Annotated in this window: 22 protein-coding genes (1 of these 22 running past the window's edge); 11 read left to right on the forward strand and 11 right to left on the reverse strand. The window is 38.3% G+C overall.

Annotated features, from left to right (window positions below; translation table 11 throughout):
• Positions 1-1,075, reverse strand: partial view of an FtsW/RodA/SpoVE family cell cycle protein gene (locus tag AC6I0I_RS07650; RefSeq protein ID WP_237658986.1) — the 5' portion only. 176 nt of this gene lie to the left of the window's left edge; 1,075 of the gene's 1,251 nt are visible here — the first part of the coding sequence; its start codon is at positions 1,073-1,075; its stop codon lies off the left edge, out of view.
• Between the two features lie 206 nt (positions 1,076-1,281).
• Between AC6I0I_RS07650 and AC6I0I_RS07655 the strand changes: the two genes are divergently transcribed.
• The 6 genes from AC6I0I_RS07655 (at position 1,282) to def (ending at position 3,338) form a co-directional block, all read left to right on the forward strand.
• Positions 1,282-1,458, forward strand: a complete 177-nt coding sequence (locus AC6I0I_RS07655) for a YjcZ family sporulation protein (RefSeq protein WP_262953452.1) — start codon at positions 1,282-1,284, stop codon at positions 1,456-1,458.
• Positions 1,459-1,595: 137 nt separating this feature from the next.
• Positions 1,596-1,754: a YjcZ family sporulation protein gene (locus tag AC6I0I_RS07660; RefSeq protein ID WP_161832767.1), complete on the forward strand. Its 159-nt coding sequence runs from the start codon at positions 1,596-1,598 to the stop codon at positions 1,752-1,754.
• A gap of 173 nt (positions 1,755-1,927) precedes the next feature.
• Positions 1,928-2,107 carry a sporulation protein YjcZ gene (locus tag AC6I0I_RS07665; protein ID WP_161832766.1) on the forward strand — a complete coding sequence of 60 codons (180 nt, stop codon included), beginning with the start codon at positions 1,928-1,930 and terminating at the stop codon, positions 2,105-2,107.
• 115 nt (positions 2,108-2,222) lie between these two features.
• Positions 2,223-2,435 (forward strand): hypothetical protein, encoded by a 213-nt coding sequence (locus tag AC6I0I_RS07670; RefSeq protein ID WP_161832765.1) that lies wholly within the window; start codon positions 2,223-2,225, stop codon positions 2,433-2,435.
• A 95-nt stretch (positions 2,436-2,530) separates the two neighbouring features.
• Positions 2,531-2,626, forward strand: coding sequence for a YjcZ family sporulation protein (locus AC6I0I_RS07675; protein WP_161832764.1), 96 nt, complete (start codon positions 2,531-2,533; stop codon positions 2,624-2,626).
• Positions 2,627-2,783: 157 nt separating this feature from the next.
• Positions 2,784-3,338, forward strand: a complete 555-nt coding sequence (gene def, locus AC6I0I_RS07680; protein WP_161832763.1) for a peptide deformylase — start codon at positions 2,784-2,786, stop codon at positions 3,336-3,338.
• A gap of 28 nt (positions 3,339-3,366) precedes the next feature.
• Here the strand turns inward: def and AC6I0I_RS07685 are convergent, their stop codons facing one another.
• Positions 3,367-4,704: a tetratricopeptide repeat protein gene (locus tag AC6I0I_RS07685; protein WP_262951020.1), complete on the reverse strand. Its 1,338-nt coding sequence runs from the start codon at positions 4,702-4,704 to the stop codon at positions 3,367-3,369.
• A 21-nt stretch (positions 4,705-4,725) separates the two neighbouring features.
• Entirely contained in the window at positions 4,726-5,496 is a 771-nt protein-coding gene (locus AC6I0I_RS07690) for a Cof-type HAD-IIB family hydrolase (protein ID WP_161832761.1), read from the reverse strand.
• A gap of 373 nt (positions 5,497-5,869) precedes the next feature.
• On the opposite strand from AC6I0I_RS07690, the gene rnjA reads away from it, so the two are divergent.
• Entirely contained in the window at positions 5,870-7,564 is a 1,695-nt protein-coding gene (gene rnjA / locus AC6I0I_RS07695) for a ribonuclease J1 (protein WP_161832760.1), read from the forward strand.
• Positions 7,565-8,063: 499 nt separating this feature from the next.
• Here the strand turns inward: rnjA and AC6I0I_RS07700 are convergent, their stop codons facing one another.
• Entirely contained in the window at positions 8,064-8,675 is a 612-nt protein-coding gene (locus AC6I0I_RS07700) for a hypothetical protein (protein ID WP_161832759.1), read from the reverse strand.
• Positions 8,676-8,856: 181 nt separating this feature from the next.
• Positions 8,857-9,525: a potassium channel family protein gene (locus AC6I0I_RS07705; protein WP_161832758.1), complete on the reverse strand. Its 669-nt coding sequence runs from the start codon at positions 9,523-9,525 to the stop codon at positions 8,857-8,859.
• A gap of 184 nt (positions 9,526-9,709) precedes the next feature.
• Between AC6I0I_RS07705 and pgeF the strand changes: the two genes are divergently transcribed.
• Positions 9,710-10,531, forward strand: a complete 822-nt coding sequence (gene pgeF / locus AC6I0I_RS07710) for a peptidoglycan editing factor PgeF (RefSeq protein WP_262953451.1) — start codon at positions 9,710-9,712, stop codon at positions 10,529-10,531.
• Positions 10,532-10,560: 29 nt separating this feature from the next.
• Here pgeF and AC6I0I_RS07715 read toward each other — a convergent pair whose 3' ends face one another.
• Complete coding sequence (locus tag AC6I0I_RS07715) at positions 10,561-10,782, reverse strand: hypothetical protein (RefSeq protein ID WP_161832338.1); 222 nt, start codon at positions 10,780-10,782, stop codon at positions 10,561-10,563.
• Between the two features lie 471 nt (positions 10,783-11,253).
• Between AC6I0I_RS07715 and AC6I0I_RS07720 the strand changes: the two genes are divergently transcribed.
• From AC6I0I_RS07720 to AC6I0I_RS07730, 3 genes are read left to right on the forward strand one after another with little or no spacing between them, the layout of a single operon-like run.
• Positions 11,254-12,192, forward strand: coding sequence for an ABC transporter ATP-binding protein (locus AC6I0I_RS07720; protein ID WP_161832339.1), 939 nt, complete (start codon positions 11,254-11,256; stop codon positions 12,190-12,192).
• Between the two features lies 1 nt (position 12,193).
• The gene (locus AC6I0I_RS07725) at positions 12,194-13,360 is read left to right on the forward strand and encodes an ABC transporter permease (RefSeq protein ID WP_161832340.1); all 1,167 of its coding nucleotides are present in this window, start codon (positions 12,194-12,196) and stop codon (positions 13,358-13,360) included.
• On the forward strand, positions 13,347-14,498 hold the full coding sequence (locus tag AC6I0I_RS07730; protein ID WP_262953450.1) for an ABC transporter permease: 1,152 nt from the start codon (positions 13,347-13,349) through the stop codon (positions 14,496-14,498). The genes AC6I0I_RS07725 and AC6I0I_RS07730 overlap by 14 nt, the downstream gene beginning before the upstream one ends.
• A 194-nt stretch (positions 14,499-14,692) precedes the next feature.
• Here the strand turns inward: AC6I0I_RS07730 and AC6I0I_RS07735 are convergent, their stop codons facing one another.
• From AC6I0I_RS07735 to AC6I0I_RS07755, 5 genes are all read right to left on the reverse strand, one after another.
• The gene (locus AC6I0I_RS07735) at positions 14,693-16,567 is read right to left on the reverse strand and encodes an FtsX-like permease family protein (protein ID WP_262953449.1); all 1,875 of its coding nucleotides are present in this window, start codon (positions 16,565-16,567) and stop codon (positions 14,693-14,695) included.
• Positions 16,564-17,319 (reverse strand): ABC transporter ATP-binding protein, encoded by a 756-nt coding sequence (locus tag AC6I0I_RS07740; RefSeq protein WP_262950948.1) that lies wholly within the window; start codon positions 17,317-17,319, stop codon positions 16,564-16,566. Before AC6I0I_RS07740 ends, AC6I0I_RS07735 begins: the two co-directional genes overlap by 4 nt.
• An 81-nt stretch (positions 17,320-17,400) precedes the next feature.
• The gene (locus AC6I0I_RS07745; protein WP_161832344.1) at positions 17,401-18,432 is read right to left on the reverse strand and encodes a sensor histidine kinase; all 1,032 of its coding nucleotides are present in this window, start codon (positions 18,430-18,432) and stop codon (positions 17,401-17,403) included.
• On the reverse strand, positions 18,429-19,100 hold the full coding sequence (locus tag AC6I0I_RS07750) for a response regulator transcription factor (RefSeq protein WP_161832345.1): 672 nt from the start codon (positions 19,098-19,100) through the stop codon (positions 18,429-18,431). The genes AC6I0I_RS07745 and AC6I0I_RS07750 overlap by 4 nt, the downstream gene beginning before the upstream one ends.
• 154 nt (positions 19,101-19,254) lie before the next feature.
• Positions 19,255-20,862 (reverse strand): ABC transporter ATP-binding protein, encoded by a 1,608-nt coding sequence (locus tag AC6I0I_RS07755; protein ID WP_262953448.1) that lies wholly within the window; start codon positions 20,860-20,862, stop codon positions 19,255-19,257.
• Positions 20,863-20,934: the final 72 nt, after the last annotated feature.

The following is a 20,934-nucleotide window of genomic DNA, read 5'->3' on the forward strand; positions in this document are numbered from 1 at the left end:
ATGGAATCGCCCCACTAGCGCCCCCTAGGTTAATAAAAGGTTGGGCTAAAAAGATAGCGCCCACTCCCACCGCAACTAGCGCTGAAAAACGGTCTTTACATCGAAGTGCGGTTAAGAAACAACGTGTCGCCATAATAAAATAAACCACCATAATTAAAAAAACAACAAAAACGCCTAACTCTTCGGCCAGTATCGTTGAAATCATATCGTTGTGAGGCTCTAAAACATACCCGTACTTCTGTGTGCTTTTTCCAACGCCTACACCACCTAGCCCCCCTAGGGCAATCGCTGTGTAACCCATCACGTTTTGGAATCCTTTCGGATGATTAAATGGATCCGCCCAAATCGTAAAACGTTCTAATTGATAAGGGAAAAACTTAGCCGCCAAAAGACCGACTACCAACACACCGGCAACCCCTATCCAAAAGACAGGTTTGAAAATCTTCCATTGCACACCCGTCGCTAAAAACATGATTAAACCAATAAGGCCAATGATCAAGGATGACCCAAAGTCAGGCTGAAGTAACACAAGCCCCGAACAAAGTCCAACATAAATGAGGATTCCCAAAAAGCTTTGCCAGATGCGTTGAATAGACCAATGTGTCTTTTTATACCCCCGAATATAATAAACACCCTTTTGCGCATGTTTATCAAATAACCAAGCGATTGCCATAATCATTCCGATTTTAACAAACTCCGCCGGTTGAATCTTTATTGAGCCAATTTCAAACCAACTGCGAACATCAGAACTTGAAGACCCTCTTGCGAACATCAGTGTAAAAAGTAAAAGGAGCGGACAAATGACCACTGCTATCACACTTAAATTTTTTATCCACTTATACGGGATAAGAAGGATAATGATCATCGCAACCAGACCAATCACTCCGAATATTAACGTCTTTATGACAATATTCGAAGGATCTCCGTTCACCCCATTATAAATAGAAATACTTGTAATACTATAGACCATGATAATCCCAATCGCGAATAGTATAATGGCTAAGGTTAGTGTTAATTTATCCAATCCCTCTAATCGTTCTGCTAGCTCGCGGATATAGACTTTGGCTCGATTCATCATACCGGTCATCCTTTTTCTCCTTTTTAAACCGCTCATAATCCTGTCTCTCCTCCTCAACTTCTCCATTAGTCGTTACTTTATTTTAACATGTTTCCCCAAATTACAGAACGCTATATTTCGATAAAAAATAGGTGATTGGCATGAACTAAGTTTGATTAGGAGCGTATAATACAGTGTAATCAGGAATGAGGGAGGGACAAAAGATGTACAACTATGGAACAGGATGTGCCTATAACTACGGAGGATACGTTGGTGGATATGCACCTGTTACTTATCAAAACACTGTCACAACTGGTCGAAGTAACAGTTTCGCTCTTATCCTCGTTCTATTCATCCTATTAGTCGTTCTCGGATATTGCTTTTTAGCAGACCGATGCTAATAGAGAATAGTTTAGGATTGTAAATCATCCTTTGTAAACTGATACACAAAAAATCGAAGTGATTCATTTACAAACGAACCATTTCGATAAACTGACATATGATATATTGAGGTAATCATCTTAAGGAGGAAATTAAAATGTATAATTATGGATATAACTGCTATACACCTTGCTATTCTGGAGCTGCTTGTGGAGGTACTGGATGTGGATTTGCCTTCATCTTAGTTCTATTCATCTTATTAGCTATTATTTGTAGCTGCGGTGGATTCGGATTCGGTAGCGGTTGTGGTTGCTAGTCCTCACTTCTTGCAAAAGTAACTGACAGATTATAGTGTGGAGGGCCCCCTTATGGGGGCCTTTTTAATCGTCCATTAAAAGAAAAAATATCTTTTTCCTAAATTCATTAACCATTATCCTTCCTTTTGCGTATGATATCTTGAAGTTGTTAAAAACGAAAGGAGAATGTTTTATGTATAATTACGGATATAACTGCTATACACCTTGTGCTCCTGTAGCACCAGTATCAAATTGTGGTGGAGGTTGCGGTGGATTCGCCTTCATCTTAGTCTTATTCATCTTATTAGCTATCATCTGCGGTTGCGGTGGATTCGGTAGAGGTTGCGCTAGCAACTGTGACTGTGGCTGCTAATTCCCCCGAGGAATGATAAATTCCTCAAATTAATGGAATGATTCATTTTCTAATAACCATTTCCTTCTTCTAACGTATGATATAGTGAGCCTAAATTTAAAAGGAGGAATTACTCATGTATTACAATGGAGTAGGTTATAATTGCGCTCAACCTTGCGTACCAGTCATGCCAGTTGCAGGTTGTGGTGGAGGTTGCGGTTTCGGTGGATGTTGCTGCGCTTTCATCTTAGTTCTCTTTATCTTAATTATTCTTTGCGGTTGCGGTTGTGGCTGCGGTGGATTTGGAGGCTGCGGTTTCGGCGGATGTGGTTGCGGTTGCGGCTACTAATTAAAAAATGAATCGTTCAAGTCCATTAGGAATGTGGAACGAAACAAATAAAAAAACGTATGATATAGTGAGCGTTAATCAAGGAGGTATGTACAATGTGTTGTGGTGAAAGTAATTTTGGTGGTGGATGTGCATTTTTCTTAGTATTATTTATTTTACTTGTTATCATCGGTTGCTGCTGCTGTCGTTAATAACAGCTTATGAATAAAAATAGTAAATATGTCTCATCATAAAAAAGAGGTGCTACTTTGCACCTCTTTTCGTTTGTATAAATTTCCTTTTTGACTTATTAGCCAAATGATCGTTTGTTTGTTATAATAGAAACGACATTAGAAGGGAGAGTTCTTAATGATTACAATGCAAGACATTATTCGCGAGGGACATCCAACATTAGCAAAAGTCGCAACTGAAGTTTCAGTTCCACTAAGCAAAGACGATGTAAAATTAATGAATAACATGCTACAATTTATTATTAATAGTCAATCACCCGAAATCGCAAAAAAATATCAACTTCGCGAGAGCGTAGGCTTAGCGGCCCCTCAGTTAAACTTAGATAAACGCATTATCGCCGTGCACACGGAGGATGAAAAAGGAAAACTTTATTCCATTGCTTTAGCCAATCCTAAGATTGTTAGCTATTCTGAAGAAATGACCTATCTTCCAACAGGTGAAGGATGTCTCTCTATTGACCGTGAAGTAGAAGGATTTGTTCCAAGACACCGCCGCGTAACCATCCAAGGTTATAACGTCAAAGGTCAATTAGTTAAGTTTCGTGTTCGCGACTACGTTGCTGTCGTTTTCCAACATGAAATCGATCACTTAAACGGTCACCTCTTCACGGACCGCATTAATAAAGAGCAGCCATTAGCTCCAATCGCTAATGCGCAACCATTAGAATTTTAAAAAGCCAAGGAGATTCTTGGCTTTTTTTTTATTGAATACGTTGTGGAAGTTTTTCGTATAAGCGAATTAATCGTTTCTCGGCGTTTTTATCCTGCCCGTAAGAAACAGCCTTCTCATAAGACTCCACGGCGTGATAATTATCACCTAAATAGTTTTCATAAAGAATTCCTAAATTATAGTATAACTCCCCTGCATATTTAACGGGAGTATTTTTTTGACGAATGAGTTCGTCTGCCTGTAAGTAATAACGCTTCGCCTCTTTGTAGTCGGATAAATGGTAGAAGTAAAGATGCCCGATATTCACCAAGGTACTTGGCGTATGGGGATCAACTTCTAGAACCCGTAAATAATATTCAAGAGCTTTTGAATAGTTTTTGAATATCTCCACGTCTAAATAAGCCAGGGCATTAAGTGCTAATAAATTATTTGGATTAATCGTCAACACATATTCATAGTAATGCATCGCCTCTTTATAATCGTTTAACTCAAAATCATAAATATTAGCAATTTCTAACACCAATCCCTCTTCATTTTTAAAATATGTCAGGGCCTCAACCAATACCTCAACCCCTCGTTTAGGATCGTGCAAATCATAAGCGTACAGACCTCGTAACCCTTGATAAGACACCAATGAGAAGGGGTCACATTCGATCGCCTTTTTATAAAAAACAATGGCCTCCTCATACGCGCCAAAATGATGTCGTAAAATATGCGCGTAATTATGATTAACAAGAGAATGATTAGGTTCCAACGCTAATGATTTTTCATAGGCTTCCTTGGCTTCCTCCAGTTGATCATTTCGAACATAAGCATCCGCTAAATTGGCTAAGGCCGTGGCCGGATTAGAAGAGAATTCGACCGCTTTTTCAAAATAAGCAATCGCTTGGTCAACGTCCTGCCGATACTTCAAATATAAGCACCCTAAGTTGTTAAGATTTCTCGCATTCTCGAACTCCAATGTTTCGACCTGATGACTGCACTTTAAAGCTAAATCGACATCTTCATTCCACTCAATACAAAGTTCTGCAAGGTTCAAGTAGGCATCAACATACCCCTCATCAAGAGAGATGGCCTTTTCATAGCTAATGACCGCCTCAGCAGGTCGATTCAAAAACTGCTCATATAAAATAGCTAAATTAAAATATAGGGTTGCTGAATCCGGTTGATGCACAATAGCCTCACGATAATATTTTTCAGCACGCGTATAGTCTTGATATGATTCGATACAAATAATGGCCAAAGCATTATAAACAGCTGCTAAATCAGGATGATTATTAAGCTGCTCAAGCAACAATGATTCTGCTTCATCAAAGCGCTTCTCGTCTAACAACTGTTCAACATACTCTAAAGGTGATAAGTCACTCATGCTGATTCTCCTCTTTTCCTATTAAAATAACCCTAATTGTTCACACGCATAAAATATTCCGTCTTCATCGATACGCTTAGTCACAAAATCAGCGTGTGCTTTCACTTCCTCACTCGCATTCCCCATCGCGACTCCGATATCGGCTAATTGCAACATTTCAATGTCATTATACCCATCACCAAAGGCAATCACACGTCTAGGCTTCTGTTTAAGATGCGACACTAATTGTCTGATTCCTTCCGCTTTTGATCCATTAAGTGGAACAATATCAGCGCCAAAATCAATCCACGGAACAAAGCGTAAGTCTTCCTTAAATTCGTCAGATAACTGTTCAAAATCCTCAGAGAAATACCAGGCCTGTAAAATGGCATCCTGATGATGAAGGTCATCGATCACATCGGGAATTGGAATTGACACGCGATCAAAAGATTTCGCTAGTTCATCCGTATATTTTGTCAAACCAGAACGCGTTGCAGATAGTAGCCCAATCCCTTGATTACGGGCATGCGATTTTTCAATTAATCGTTCAATTACCTCTTTTGAAATGGCATTTTCGTAGATGACTTGCCCTCGATGTAAAATATGTTGCCCATTGGCCGTCACAAACGTCTCAAACGGTAACGAACGAATTTGTTCATCTACTAAAAATAAGGCACGCCCTGTTGCAATAGCCAACTCATGCCCAGCCTCTTTTAACTTTTGAAGGGCTTCGATTGTACTTATTGGAATCGTATTTTTTTCGCTCTGTAAAAGCGTCCCATCGATATCAAATAAAATTAAATCTTTCGTCATATGACCCATCCTTCCTTTTTAAAAACAACTGTGTCTATTTTTCAATAACGTCGTATCTTCTATCTCCTTCTACTATCATTGCCATTTTTCTTCTTTTTCATCATGATAGTAAATTTATTGAAGAAATTCAAGTGCTAATCGATGATATTCCTTTGATGTAATGGTATAATAATAAAGATAACACACTTTAATGAGATTTTAATTTAAAAATTATTTTTTCGACCTTTTTGAAGTCACGTGATATAATCTTTAAAAGATGTCCAAAATAAGGTTAGGACCAAAGACGTTTGAGAAAAACATTTATTTTGCTTTACGTCATATGGATTAATTTTTTGAAAAAATACTCATGATATTGATTGAAAGGGAGTGCTTTATGAGTCAACGTAAAAAAAACTCTCACATTAAACCTAATGATGTCGCAGTTTTTGCGCTCGGTGGTTTAGGTGAAGTTGGAAAGAATATGTACTGTGTCCAGTACAAAGATGAAATCTGTATTATTGATGCGGGAATTAAATTCCCTGAAGATTATTTACTTGGGGTTGACTACGTCATTCCTGATTATCAGTATTTAATTGATAATCAAGAAAAGATTGTTGGTTTATTCATTACGCATGGTCATGAAGACCATATCGGTGGAATCCCATTTTTACTTCGTCAATTGACGATTCCTAAAATCTATGCTGGAAAACTAGCCATTGGACTTATTAAAAATAAACTTGAAGAGCGCAAGTTAATGCGTCAGGCAAATATTGTTGAATTTAATTCCGACACGGTAATCAAATCGAAACATTTTACATTTGAATTCTTCCGTACCAATCACAGTATTCCTGATTCATACGGAATCGCAATCAAAACACCTCATGGAACAATTGTCCATACAGGGGACTTCAAATTTGACTTTACACCTATCGGACCTCCTGCAGACTATGCCAAAATGGCACGCTTAGGTGAAGAGGGTGTTTTATGTCTATTGTCAGATAGTACAAATAGCGAATTGCCGATTTTCACTATTTCTGAACGTCGCGTCGGTGAAAATTTAGGTGACACGTTCAAAAAAATTAAAGGACGCATCATTATTGCAACCTTTGCTTCAAATGTTCACCGTGTTCAACAAATCGTTGAGGCGTGTATTGCCACTAATCGTAAAATTGCTATTTTCGGTCGCAGTATGGAAGCAACGATTAAAATTGGATTAGAGTACGGTTATATCCGCTGTCCTGAAGATACCTTTATTGCTGCGAATGAAATTAAACATTTACCTCAGGAAGAAGTTACAATTTTATGTACAGGATCTCAAGGTGAACCGTTAGCAGCGCTCTCTCGCATCGCTAATGGAACACACCGTCAAATTCAAATTATTCCTGGTGATACCGTTATTTTTTCTTCCTCACCGATTCCAGGGAATGCGCTAAGTGTAGGTCGCACCATCAATGCTTTATATCGTGCAGGGGCTGAAGTAATCACACATAGTCCTCTTACTGACATTCATACTTCAGGACATGCTGGACAAGAAGAGTTAAAACTCATGTTAAGCCTCATGCGTCCTAAATACTTCCTACCTATCCACGGGGAATACCGCATGTTAAGCGTTCACGCCCAATTAGGTATGCAATGTGGCGTTAAGGAAGAAAATTGCTTTGTCATTAACAACGGAGAAGTTCTTGCCTTTAATCAACATGGTGCCCGATTAGCGGGACGTGTGCCATCAGGAACTGTTTATACAGATAATAGTGGTTTAGGTGATGTAGGGACAGAAATCATCCGTGACCGTAAGGTGTTATCTGAAGACGGTCTCGTCATTGTCGCTGTATCAATCAAACGCTCGGAGAAACGTCTCCTCAATGGACCTAATGTTGTGTCACGTGGATTTGTCTACATGAAAGAATCTGAAGATTTAATTAAAAATACTGAAAGTGCTGTACGAGAAGTTGTATTACATAAATTACAATCTTCTAAGCACTTCTCAACTGAAGAATTAAAATCTGCTATCTGTGACGTTGTTTCTCCATTTTTATTTAGCAAAACCCAACGTCGCCCGATGATTTTACCGATTATTATGGAAATTTAAATAAAGAAAAAGACCGTTCAAATAGAACGGCCTTTTTCTTTTTCTAGATGAGAAATTTCTGAACTCGTTTGACTCATAAATCATTGCTCCATTTCTCTTAGTCTTTCCTTCATCCGACACCAAATCTATTCGTTAATCAATCCCCGTTAAAATAGAATGGCTTACTTGAAAGAAACGGCATAGGTCCCTTTCAAGTAGATTCAACTCGAACCGTAAACTGGTCGTGTTGTCCCTAACGAGGCGGCAGCGTATCCGCTGATGCTTGTTGCACATCGAATGTGATTCCCCATCTCAACGTATAAATTTTCATCTCATCGCTGACGCGAAGAGGCCTAACGGGGCCTTAAAAGTAGGCGAATCCATTCAAGTTGCCTCGTTGACTGATTGCTTTAGAAAAACCTTGAAGACGTCAACGTTTTTATCGAAGCGGACACGAAACGGTTAAAAGGCATTCCATTTCAAGATAAAAAGCGTGCCAGGAGATGACACGCTTTTTATCTTATTTTTTTGTGATTGTTACTTTAACAATCGATGCTGTCTCGTAATTAGCAAGCTCATCTTGATACGTCTCTAAATTCATATCTGATGATCCACCTGTTGTATAGGCAGCTAAGACAAACTCTTTTCCAAGTTCACCCCCATATTGATCAAGGGTTACTCGTTTTTCAAAATTAATGGCTGGTGCGTTTGTTTTCTCCATTTTATATTCTGGATTTTTTTTATCGGTTGTTTTTTCATTGTCTACTTCAGCAATTGAAAAAATTGATTTTACATCCTCTTTCCCAATATTGAGAATTAAATGAATCAGAGAATTTTTCTCCATCTCTTCAGTTGTATAAGTTGGAACTTCAATCGTATTCACTAATTGACCAGCTTCATACTGCTCAACTGCCATTTTAATGTCGTACGATGAACCTGTAGGTAATAACATCGAAGTCACCGTACTCTGATTTCCACCATAGTCAGCCGATTGTAATAATAAATCGATGACACCACTCACCTGTTGATTGACAACTTTAACATCACCTTCTGGTAATTTAGCGCCACTACATCCTGTGACTAAAAGAAGACTCATCATGGCACAAGCGGCCCATTTTATTTTTTTTTGCATAATCTAACTCCTCATTTCATTTATCTTTTTTTCAGTATACCATATAACCTGACTGATACTTGTTCTTTTTGTGTCTCTTTTATATTTTTCACCACATTTTTACATTTTATTCATGATTTAATGCATTTCCTAAACAGTTATCATCAAAAAAAGGAGGACAAAAGCCTCCCCTTTTCTTCACTTAAGTATGTAAAAGCCAGTGATCAAATTCACTAATATCTTTATTTGCGCCAATAACAAGCAATACATCGCCTTCTTTAATTTCAGTATTAGCTTGAGGAACGACAATATTGTAGTTACGTTTAATCGCAGCAATATTAATTCCAAATCGTTGAGGAATATTTAAATCAATCAAGGTTTGTCCGATAATCGGCCCCGCTGCTAATACTTCGACGATACTATAGTTATCAGATAACACTAAGTAATCTAAAACGAAATCCGATAACATTTGATGAGCTAATCGCTTTCCAGTATCCTTTTCGGGTTGAATAACCGAGTCGGCTCCAATTTTCAAAATTACTTTCTTATGATAGTCATTTACAACTTTAACGGTCACTTTATTGACACCAATTTCCTTTAATAACAGCGCCGTTAAAATACTCGCCTGAATATTTTGGCCGATTCCAACAATAACATGATCAATGTTACGAATTCCGATACTTCTTAGCGCCTCTTCATCTGTCGAGTCTAAAATAATGGCTTGTGTCGCAATATTTACGTATTTTTTAATCACTTCTTCATTACAATCAATCGCTAAGACGTCCGCTCCTTGGCGAGCTAATTCCTCAACGACACTTCCACCAAATTGCCCACATCCAATGACGGCAAACGTTGTATCTTTCTTTTCCATAAATAATCCCTCTTTATTACCGGTGCGTCTTTTACTAACACATGGCACCTCATATTTAATCTGATCTGATTATTTTATATTCTCACCTATTTTAACACGATTCATCACAAATTTCTATTGCAATCAGGCGAAGTTTTTTTATAAATTCAGTGGTCTCTGCTATAATAAAACATGAGGTGATAAAATGAAGGAACCATTTATTTTAAACGAACACTTACTCTTTTTAAATCCATGGATGAGTCAAAACAAACACTTAGTTGCCGGGTTTAGTACGAACAAGGGGGGCGTATCCGTTGGAGCATTTGAAGGGCTAAATATTGCCTATCATGTGGGCGACAAACCAGAAGCTGTTTTAAAAAATCGTCAACTTGTCGCGGATCACTTAAAATTACCGTTAGAAAAATGGGTATTTGCTGAACAATTACATACGACAAATGTCCATAAAGTCACACACGATGATTTAGGAGCCGGTGTTTATAATTTTGAATCAGGGATTAAAGCGACCGACGGACTCTATACAACAGAAAAGGATATCGTCTTAGCCACGTTTTATGCAGACTGTACCCCACTTTATTTTTACGTTCCAACGCGTGAGCTCATAGGAGTTGCTCATGCCGGATGGCGCGGAACGGTTGACGGAATGATGCATGAAATGTTACGAACATTAAAAGAGGTTGAACAGATTGATCCAAAAGATATTTGGGTATCCATTGGACCTTGTATTGGTCGTGATGCGTATCGCGTCGATGATTTAGTCATCAATGAAATCGAAAAATCGAACGTTGATGGATGGGAAGAAACCTTTGTTGAACTTGGAAATGGACAATATAAATTTGACCCAAAACTACTCAACTACAAACAAGCCCTTTATGAAGGCGTTCCAGCAGAAAATATTTTAACTACTTCTTATTGCACATATACGGATGATGATTTATTCTTTAGCTTCAGACGAAATAAAGAAACAGGACGCATGATGAACTTTATCTGTTTAAAATCTGAAGAATAAAAAAACTTGCGATTTTTCGCAAGTTTTTTTTATTCCTTTAAGAGTTCAATCCCCTCAACACGTTCAATTCGAACAATTTTAGTCACTTCACCCTTTTTCTTATCCTGATACGAAATTTTGATCCACTGCTCATCGACTTCAAGCACGGTCACTAACGTCGCACCAACTGGTAAAACGGCATCCCCGTACCATTCCTCATCAAATGTCATCCGACATGATTGATTGACTAAGGACTGTAAAATTTTTGACATTTTCATTCCCTCCTCCTCTCCTAATTTCCTTCCTTTTAACCGTTTCTCTAACCTTCCCATTTTAAAATAAAGCAGGAGTAATCCTAAAAAAATGATGACCTCCACGACAAATCACCCACCTTCCAAAGCATAGACACCTTTTCTCCCTCCTCATAGTCAATTATCATTCCACGGGTTTCTTTTCATGATCCGTGAAAAGAAATAACGGTTTCTCTTTTCCAATCCATCGATGAGCGAGGGCTCAATATATTCTATCCCCCTGTCTTTCCCACTATGCCTCCTGATCTTCGATTCCATTAAAGATGTACAGACAAAAAGGATGCCACTCGCTCATCAAAAAGACTCCAGTATCTAAAAGCGATTCCTCGTTCTTCCAACTACACCTCCTCATTTTTCGTCCTTATCCGTACTAGATGGCCTTTTTTTCTCATATATTTCATTATCAATCCATTAAGTGAAAGGAGCCTAAACATGAAGACTATGATTAACGTCGAGCATTTAACGAAACAATATCAGGAGGTTTTAGCTGTAGATGACTTGTCATTTCGTGTCTATGAGGGAGAAATTGTCGGATTACTCGGTCCAAATGGAAGCGGGAAATCAACCACGATTAACTGTCTCCTCTCCCTCCTCAACTTTAACAACGGAACGATTGAACTCTTTGACAAAAAAATGAAACCCGATGCTTATGATTTAAAAGCACAAATTGGCGTCATCTTTCAAGAAGTTGCCGTCTTCGATGAACTCACCGTCTATGAAAATATCGATTATTTTTGCGGACTCTACATCAAAGATCAAGCGACACGGCGACAAGCCATTGAAGAGGCCATTCAACTCGTTGGACTCGAAGATTATAAAAAATTTTATCCCAAAAAATTATCCGGAGGTCTCTTAAGACGACTCAATATTGCCTGTGGGATTGCCCACCGCCCTAAATTAATTTTTTTAGACGAACCAACCGTTGCGGTTGATCCTCAGAGTCGGAACCATATTCTAAACGGCATCAAACAATTAAGAAAGAACGGTGCTACCATCATTTACACCACTCATTATATGGAAGAGGTTGAGCAACTTTGTGACCGTGTCATCATTCTTGATAAGGGGAAAATTATTGCCATGGGGACGACCGACGAACTAAAAGAGAAAACGCAAATTGAAGAAAAAGTTATAGTTGAAATTCATGATTTACCTTTAGATGAACTAAATAAGCTAAAGACGCTTAAAAACGTCGATGATGTTCGTTATCAAGCACCACATCTCATCATCACTTATAAATCAGGAAAAAACAACCTAATTGAGATGATTGAATACCTTAAACAAACCCCACTCCATTACACGACGATTTATTCTCAACGTCCAACTCTTAACGATGTCTTCCTAACCTTAACTGGAAAGGAGTTGCGTGATTAATATGCGTCATTTGAACTATGCGTTTAAAATGCTCATCAAAGATAAAATGCTCATTTTTTGGACCTTCGCCTTTCCTCTGATTCTTGGAACTTTTTTTTACCTTGCCTTTTCCAATATTGAAAATAGTGAAAAATTATCCATCATTCCGATTGCCATTGTAGAGGATGAAGAATTAACCAAAAACAGTATTTTTAAAACCGCCTTCGATACACTGAGCTCACCAAAGAGCGACCACCAGCTATTTCAAACCCGCTATACGACAGCGGAAGAAGCAAAAAAATTATTAGAAGATAACGCCATCGTGGGTTATTTACAACTGAAAGAACAAGAACCCCAATTGACATTTAACACCAATGGAATTGACGAAACCATCTTCCAGTTTGTCACCGAAGAAATGAATCAACGCAGTCAACTCATTTCTCATCTTATTGAAAAGAAAATAAGTGAAGCCCCTGAAATAGCGCCCAATCCGGAAGAAATTTACCAAGACGTCATCAACTTGGTCAATGAAAACAACGTCAGGGTTGTTGATCGCTCTAGTGAGCATTTAAGCTACACTCAAGTTGAATTTTATACGTTGGTGGCAATGACTTGTCTTTATGGGGGAACCTTAAGTATGATTTCTATCAATCGGATTTTAGCTAACATGTCCCCTCAAGGAAAGCGGACATCCATCTCACCGGTGAAAAAATGGCGTCTTATTTTTAGCCATTTACTTGCTAGTTATTTCGTTCAACTTCTCGGACTTGCCCTATTATTTGCCTATACGGTCTTTATTTTAAAGGTCGATTATGGGGAGCACCTTCCTTTAATTGTATTGCTCGCCATCATCGGAAGTTTTTGTGGTCTTACACTGGGGATGGCCGTCGGCGTTTTATTTAAAGTCAATGAAAATATAAAAATCGGCATCTTGATCTCGCTCACCATGCTTGGCTGTTTCCTTTCCGGAATGATGGGAATTACGATGAAGTATGTGATTGATACGCATCTCCCACTCTTAAATCAACTGAACCCTGCCAGTATGATTACAGATGGGCTTTATTCATTATATTATTACGAAACATTTGATCGTTATTGGGCTAACATCTTCCATTTATTAATGGTTTCTGTTGTTCTCATCGGAATCTCAATCTTCAGTTTAAGGGGGCAAACGTATGACCGTATTTAAAACGTATTGGAAACTTTTAAAAAGAAACCTTCCACTGGTGATTCTTTATACCGTCATATTAATCGGATTCGCGGCGGCGAATATGAAAACGAATGAAAAAAACTTGGACTTCGTCGCTAGCAAGCCTAATATCATCGTCATTAATCAGGATGAACAAGGGACCATCAGTCGTCATCTTATCGACTATTTAAAAACGGCAAGTCACTTAAAGGTGGCAACGTCTTCTGAAGAAGAACAGATCAATGATGCGCTCTTTTATCGAGAGGCCAACTATGTGATTGATATTCCTGATGACTATAGTGAAAACTTTATGGCGGGGAGTGCTCCTGAACTAACGGTGAAGAGTACGGGGGACTACCAGGCTTCTTTAGCAGAGATGATTTTGTCTCGCTATCTAAACAAGGCCTCAATCTATCAGAAAATGGGGATGGATGCCCACGAATTAACAACCTTCGTTGACGAAACACTTGCCCAAACAGTGAAAGTCAACATGGTCTCTTTGCTTGATGTCGATCAGTTAACGAAAGCTACTTCTTATTATAACTTTGCAAGTTATAGTATTCTTGCCTGTCTCATTTTTATCGTTAGCTTACTTCTTAATCATTTTAATCAACCGACTGTTAAAAAGCGACGCCTGATTAGCCCAATTGGAGAAAATAAACATAATCGAATTTTGCTTCTTTCGAATGGTTTATATGCCCTGCTCATCTGGCTTATTTATGTCGCTATTAGCTTCCTTTTGGTCGGCGACATCATGTGGAGTCCTCATGGTCTGATTTATATCATCAATGCTTTCATGTTAACTCTATGTGCGACAAGTCTCGCCTTTTTGATTGGAACCCTCGTTCGCAGTCCAAATGCCATTAGCGGGATTGTCAATGTGATTGCACTCGGTTCTAGTTTTTTATGCGGCGCCTTCGTTCCGATGGAGTGGTTACCCGATTCCGTCCTCACGATTGCCCATGCGATTCCTACGTTTTATTACATCAAAACGAATGAATTACTGAAAACTGTAGAAGCCTTTCACCTTGATACCCTCAAACCCATTCTGATTAACATGGTCATCATCTTCGGATTTAGCGTTCTATTTATGATTCTTACCCAACTCGTTTCTCAAAGAAGACGAAAAATTGGATAAAGTTTTTAGTGACCAACAGATTAGTTAACAAGATAAAATATCCGATAAAAAAAACATCTAACGATTCATTCATTTATAAGAAGCTTTCATCCTCTCTCCTTTGTTGAGAGAGATGAGAGCTTTTTTTATCGGATTAAAAAGAAAAAGGTAGCCCGTTGGCTACCTTAGTTAAGTGATCAAAGATTTATCATCCGTTAAAGGGAGGAACGTTTAATGCCAATGAGGCGTTTAAACGTTTGGATTGAGCAGATGCATAATAAGGTAAAAATAACAAGACAAACGATTACGGCAATAAAGAAAGTTGGCGTTAAGTCTGCGGTCATTAAATCCCCTAAAGCGGAAATTGCAAAATAACTATGTAAAACACCGACCCCTAATGGAATCAAATAAAAGAGGACAACTTCACGCACAATCGCTTGCCCTAACTCTGACGGCCGTACCCCAATTTTCAATAAAACCTGGTACTTTTCCTTATCCTCCGATCCATCATGATAGAGTTTCATATAAATAATACTTCCCGTGGCCATCATCACCACAAAAAAGAGAAACGCACCAATCGCATACACTAATTTCACCCAAGAAACAGAAGCTAAATACGAATAGCCATTAAAAATACTAGCCTCTTGTGTCCCTACTAACGTTGACAAAGCCATCGCGCGTTGGTTCGCTTCCTCCTCCGTTTCAGCCCTCATACCATAAAAATAAAGCGGCGTCGCTGACGGGCTCAGTGACTCATACGTCGCATCACTCACCACTTGAATTTGACAATTGATTCCTCCCCCAAGCGTCACAACTCGGCTATTAACCACCACCTCATACACCTGATTCTCAATTTCATACTCACTCACCGGTGTGGCAATTGACATAAGCGTTCCTGGGCGCTCAATTTGAATTATCTGATGATCCGCTAACTTATGCGGTAAAGAAGACAACTGGTTTTTATAACCATTTTCCGTTACTAATTGAATGAAATCACTTTGCTTCATCAAAAGCACCTGATTAGAAGACATGAACCCATTCCCGATTCCTTCTAAACCTAATAATTTCACTTCATGCTTCAACCACTCATCAGGAACCTCTACTTCTTCCTCAGTGATTGCGGCAACAGGATATACAAATGCTTGTGACTGTTGTTCGTTATATACAGCCTTCATCGTGAATGCACCGCCAAGTACACAAATGGTCACCGCAATCGTAATAGAAACCATCGTGTAAAAACGGTAATTACTTCGCAATCGGTAAACTAAATTATTAATCGTAAGAATCGTTTCACCTCGGTACAAAAAATGCTTATTTTGACTGAGACCCTTAAAGATGATCGGAAAGAGCCCTTGATAAACGCCATAGGTTCCGATTAAAACTAACAGCACGGTCGGTAAAATATAACGTGCATTCGTCCCAGCCAGCGTCGATAAATAATAGCCATAAGACAAAATAAGAATCGCCACGATCGCTTCAACATAATAAATCAGTCCAATTTTAGGTGTTTTTTCTTCCTGTTTGTTCGCCGTTAATAATTCAATCACCTGACTTCTTTGGATTGAAATCATTCCTTTGATACTAATTAAAAGAAAAATAACCATAAAAATAATAAAGGTTTGAATCAACGCCTCGGGTCTGACATCATACACGAGATCTAAGTCAAAGCCTGCTAATCTAATCACCAGAACTTGAAAAAATTTTGAAAAAAGGGCCCCAATCCCTTCACCTAACACACACGCAAATATCCCAAGAAACAGGTTTTCGAGTAAATAAAGGCGACTAATGGTGCGAATATCGACCCCCATAAACAAGTAAATTCCGATTTCCTTTTTTCGTTTGCGCAAAAACGTGTTTGAGGCATACCAGGTAAAAAAGAGAATAAATAACGTCAGTAGGACAACCATAATTTGAAAAATGGCATCCATAATATACGGATTCATCTCCCGCAGCGCATTCATCGTTTCACCGTGACATAGAATTTGCATATTGCATAACACGATGACAGAAAATACCATTGAGATAAAGAGCATTAAATAAGATTTAATATTACTTTTACAATTGTTAAAAGCTAATTCAAATAAACTCATTCAATATCGCCTCCCATCACGGCGAGTAAATCGAGTATTTGATTGTAAAAGACTTTTCGGCTTTCCCCTTTATCGAGTTGGCATTTCACCTTTCCGTCGCTTAACATGTACACACGTTTGGAGTAGCTCGCACTAAACGGATCATGCGTAACCATCACAATCGTTGCTCCTGTTGTTTCGTTTAATCGCTTTAAGCATTCTAATAAATCAGTCGATGAACGAGAGTCTAGTGCCCCTGTTGGTTCATCAGCAAAAATAACACTTGGATTCGTAATTAAGGCCCGGGCCGCAGCCGCTCGTTGTTTTTGTCCCCCTGATAATTCATAAGGATATTTATCTAACTGATGCGTTATTCCAAATAGTTGGGCCATTTCCTCCACCTTATCTAATATAGCCTGTGTCTTCTTACGCCCAAGCGCAAGCGGAAGCGCGATATTATCACGAATACTCATGTTATCAAGCAAACTATAATCTTGAAAAATAAACCCGATTTTTTCTCGACGAATCGTTGATAATTTTTTATGATTCACCGTTGATAAATCGGTCCCATCCAAAATAATCTGCCCACTCGTCGCCACATCAAGTGTTGACATTAAATTTAAAAGTGTCGTTTTTCCGGCTCCTGATGGGCCCATAATAGAAATGAAATCACCCTTTTCTACCGTTAAATCAATCCCTTTTAAGACTTTCGTCCGAAATCCTTTTCTACCATAATCTTTTTGAACTCCGATGACTTGTAAAACTGACGTCATGATACATCCCTCCTTCGTTGATACCTCTATTATAACGATTCACTTCGTGAGAATCCTTCGCTTAAGGTGACATTTCATCCGTTAATGTGACACTTTTGTAAGATTCGCGTAATCGGATAACTGGTAAAACGAAATCGTCATATCCGTTGACTTTGACACTTCTGATTGAACAACGATTGGATGCCCTAAGCGATCTAATATTCGTTTTGAAAAGTATAGCCCCATTCCTGTCGATTTATACGTTTCCTTCCGTCCATTACTTCCCGTAAAACCTTTGTTAAAAATTCGTGGAATCTCCTCTTCCTTAATCCCACATCCATTATCGTGTACCGTTAAATGGACGACTCCCGGTTCAGTCACCACACTAAACGTTAACATCGGCGTCTTGGACCGATATTTAATCGCGTTTAAAAGGAGTTGATCAAGCACGTAGACTAACCATTTTCGATCCGTCCACACCGTGACTGACTCAAATTCTAACTGCACCTCAAATCGATACTTAATTAAAAAAAAGGCGTTATGTTTAATAGACTGCTGAATCATTTTTTTCAAATTCTCTTCTCGAATCACTAAATCTTCTCGTAAACAAGTCGTTCGGCTCCCAAATAAAACACCGTTCACCAACACATTTATCTGCTCCCATTCTTGACGCATCGCCAATTGGAGTTCATAGTCTTCTTCCCGCTCCAACATCATCTGAAGTGTGGCTAACGGTAGCTTAATCTCATGCACCCATTGCGTCAAATACTCCTCCATGTCCATCAAGGCCCGCTCTAATTCGACACGCTTTTGTTCATCGACTCCCTTCTGTAATTCAAGCACCTCATAAATCATCCTTAAATCCGGCTCTTCTAAAGGTATATCCTCTAATAAAAGGGGGGATTCTTTCTGAACGGCGGTGACTAATGGTTGATATTTTCGTTTAAAGAGACAATAATCAATAACGGTAACAAAGAGCAATAAGCTAATCAATAACAAATCCAAGTAAACAATGTCCCCTTGACTTCGTCGAAAGATTGGGAGTGCTTCTAAGTATAACGTCAAAATAATGATTCCTAATCCATAGCCACTCAATAAAATACGTCTACCTTTAATATAATCTAGAATTGTCATGGGATAATGTACCCGATCCCTTTCTTCGTCTGAATAAAATCATTCATCCCAATATCCTTTAATGAATGTCTCAGCCGATTCACATTGACGGTTAACGTATTGTCACTAATGAATTCATCGCTATTCCAAAGACTCATCATTAATTGCTCCCGACTAACAATTTTTCCTCGATGCTTCAGAAGCGTACTTAAAATTTTAATTTCATTTTTTGTCAGTTCTCCCTCTTGATCGCCCGAGCGAATCTTTCCACTCTCTTTATCAAACATGAGTTGATCGATGTACAGGACGGATTGTCCGGCGACATAGTCATACGTTCTGCGCAAAAGTGCATTAATTTTAGTCACTAAAATATCACTAGAAAAAGGCTTCGTTAAATAATCATCCCCACCTTGTTGAATCGCTAAAATGATATCTAAATTTGAATCCCTTGAGGAAAGAAATATAATGGGAACCGTTGACTGCTTTCTGATTTGACGGCACCAATAAAAACCATCCTCAACAGGAAGGTTAATATCCAACAAAACGAGTACGGGTTGAACCAATTGAAAAGTTTCCATTATTTTTTCAAAGTCGGTTACCATTTGAACATCGAACCCCCATCCTTCTAAACTTCGCTTGATTTCTTTCGCTAATGTTAAATCATCTTCAATCACTAAAAGTTGTTTCATAGCATCCTCCTCGATTAAACTTCCTTTATTGTACCGAAAGTTTTCCCCTAAAAAAAGAAAAAATTCCAACAAAAGTTATCCACATCTATTATGAGCTTTTTTCGTTGAGTCATACAAAAAAGCGATAAGACAGCACCCTTATCGCTTTTTACTTTTAGGCCGTGGCCCCCATTTCATAAACCTCATCAAAGAGGTCTTTTAAGTCGTCATTCATATGATGTGTGACTAAAATAACGGTCAAGTTTTTATTCGTTAACAGTTTTTCTTCAATCAGTTTGGCGTTCTCAACATCTAGCGCCGACGTCCCCTCATCCATAATAATCACTGATTTTTGATTAAATAAGGCTCTAGCAATGGCAATTCGTTGCCGTTGTCCCCCTGAAAGATTTTTTCCACCTTCCCCGACGGTTTCGTTCATTCGTTCTAAAATAATTTCTTCGTGACCAAGGGCGCTATCTTCTAATACGTTGGCTAAGCGCGCCTCATCACAATCGCCCTTAAACAAGGTGATGTTATCTTTGATTGTCGCGTCAAAAAGGTACGTCTCTTGACTAATATACGCCACGTGATCATAAATGGAGTTCGGATGATAGGCCTTAATATCTTTCCCATCAATGGTGACGTTTCCTGAAAAATCCTCTAAATCTCTCATGATAATTTTAAGAATCGTTGATTTCCCGCATCCACTCGGTCCAACAATCGCATATTTTTTACCTTTTTCAAATGAAAGATTCACATCTGAAAAAATTTCTGTGCCATCGTAATCGTAAGCGAGATTTTCGAGTTTGATTGCGTCCTCAAATTGTTCTAACGGACATCCTGTCAGTGGTTCTTCCTCGACATCAAACTTCGCAATAACCGCGCGACCTGCCCCTAAACTCATTAAAGTCGTCACGAATCCGCTAACTGCATTACAAAATGAGCCTGCAAACGTACCTAAAGACATAATAACGGCGGCGGAAATCAAATTAAATAATGCTAATGCTGCCCCAACAATCACACAGGCCATTTGAGTTAAAAAGTTAATAAACATAAGCACGACTAGATATTTTTGATTTTTATATGTACATTTAAACTTTTCATGCTCCACAAAATGCCCAGACCTTTGGAGTTTATCAAAAAAGAGGGGCATTAAATTGTAATTTTTCATCACCCCAAAGCCACACATTATATCTTTAATTTGAGCTGTAAATTGTTCCTGACTCTCTGAAAGATTTAAAGCATTTTGTTGCATCTTTTTTTTAAAGATAAGCGGAGAAACACATAAAATCAATGCTGAAATAATAGCTGTTAATAATAACCCATAATGAATAGAGTATAAAGCAATACAATTAAAAATAGCCGTTGCCATATAGCTAAATAATTCAAATATTTTTTTAAAACTCGACTCTTCAATTTGTTTAATATCATTAGTCAACCAGGAGATATAGGTCCCAACTTCTTCTTTATAAAATCTTTGGGACGATAGACAGGACAAGTTTTTATGAATGTGAAATCTTAACACTCTATTCATTTTCTCAACCGCTTTTGCCCTCATCGTTTGAGAAATAAACTGAATAAGACAAAATAAAATGATAAGTCCCAAAAAAATCAAAACTTTCTTCATAAATTGGCTATAATTTCCCTCTAAAACAGCGTCAAATAAGTAAATGATTTCTAAATGAATCCATGTATGAAGCCCCATGTACACAAAAATAGAGAAAATTGTTAACGTATTAAACACCCAATGCTTGGTAAAAATCCTTCTTTCTAAATTCCCCATTCAAACACTTCCCTTTGATTCAAATTTTATTAAACATTAATCTTCATCTTCTCCTTAATTAACCCATCATGT

Source organism: Turicibacter sp. St.80E1 (assembly GCF_059728495.1).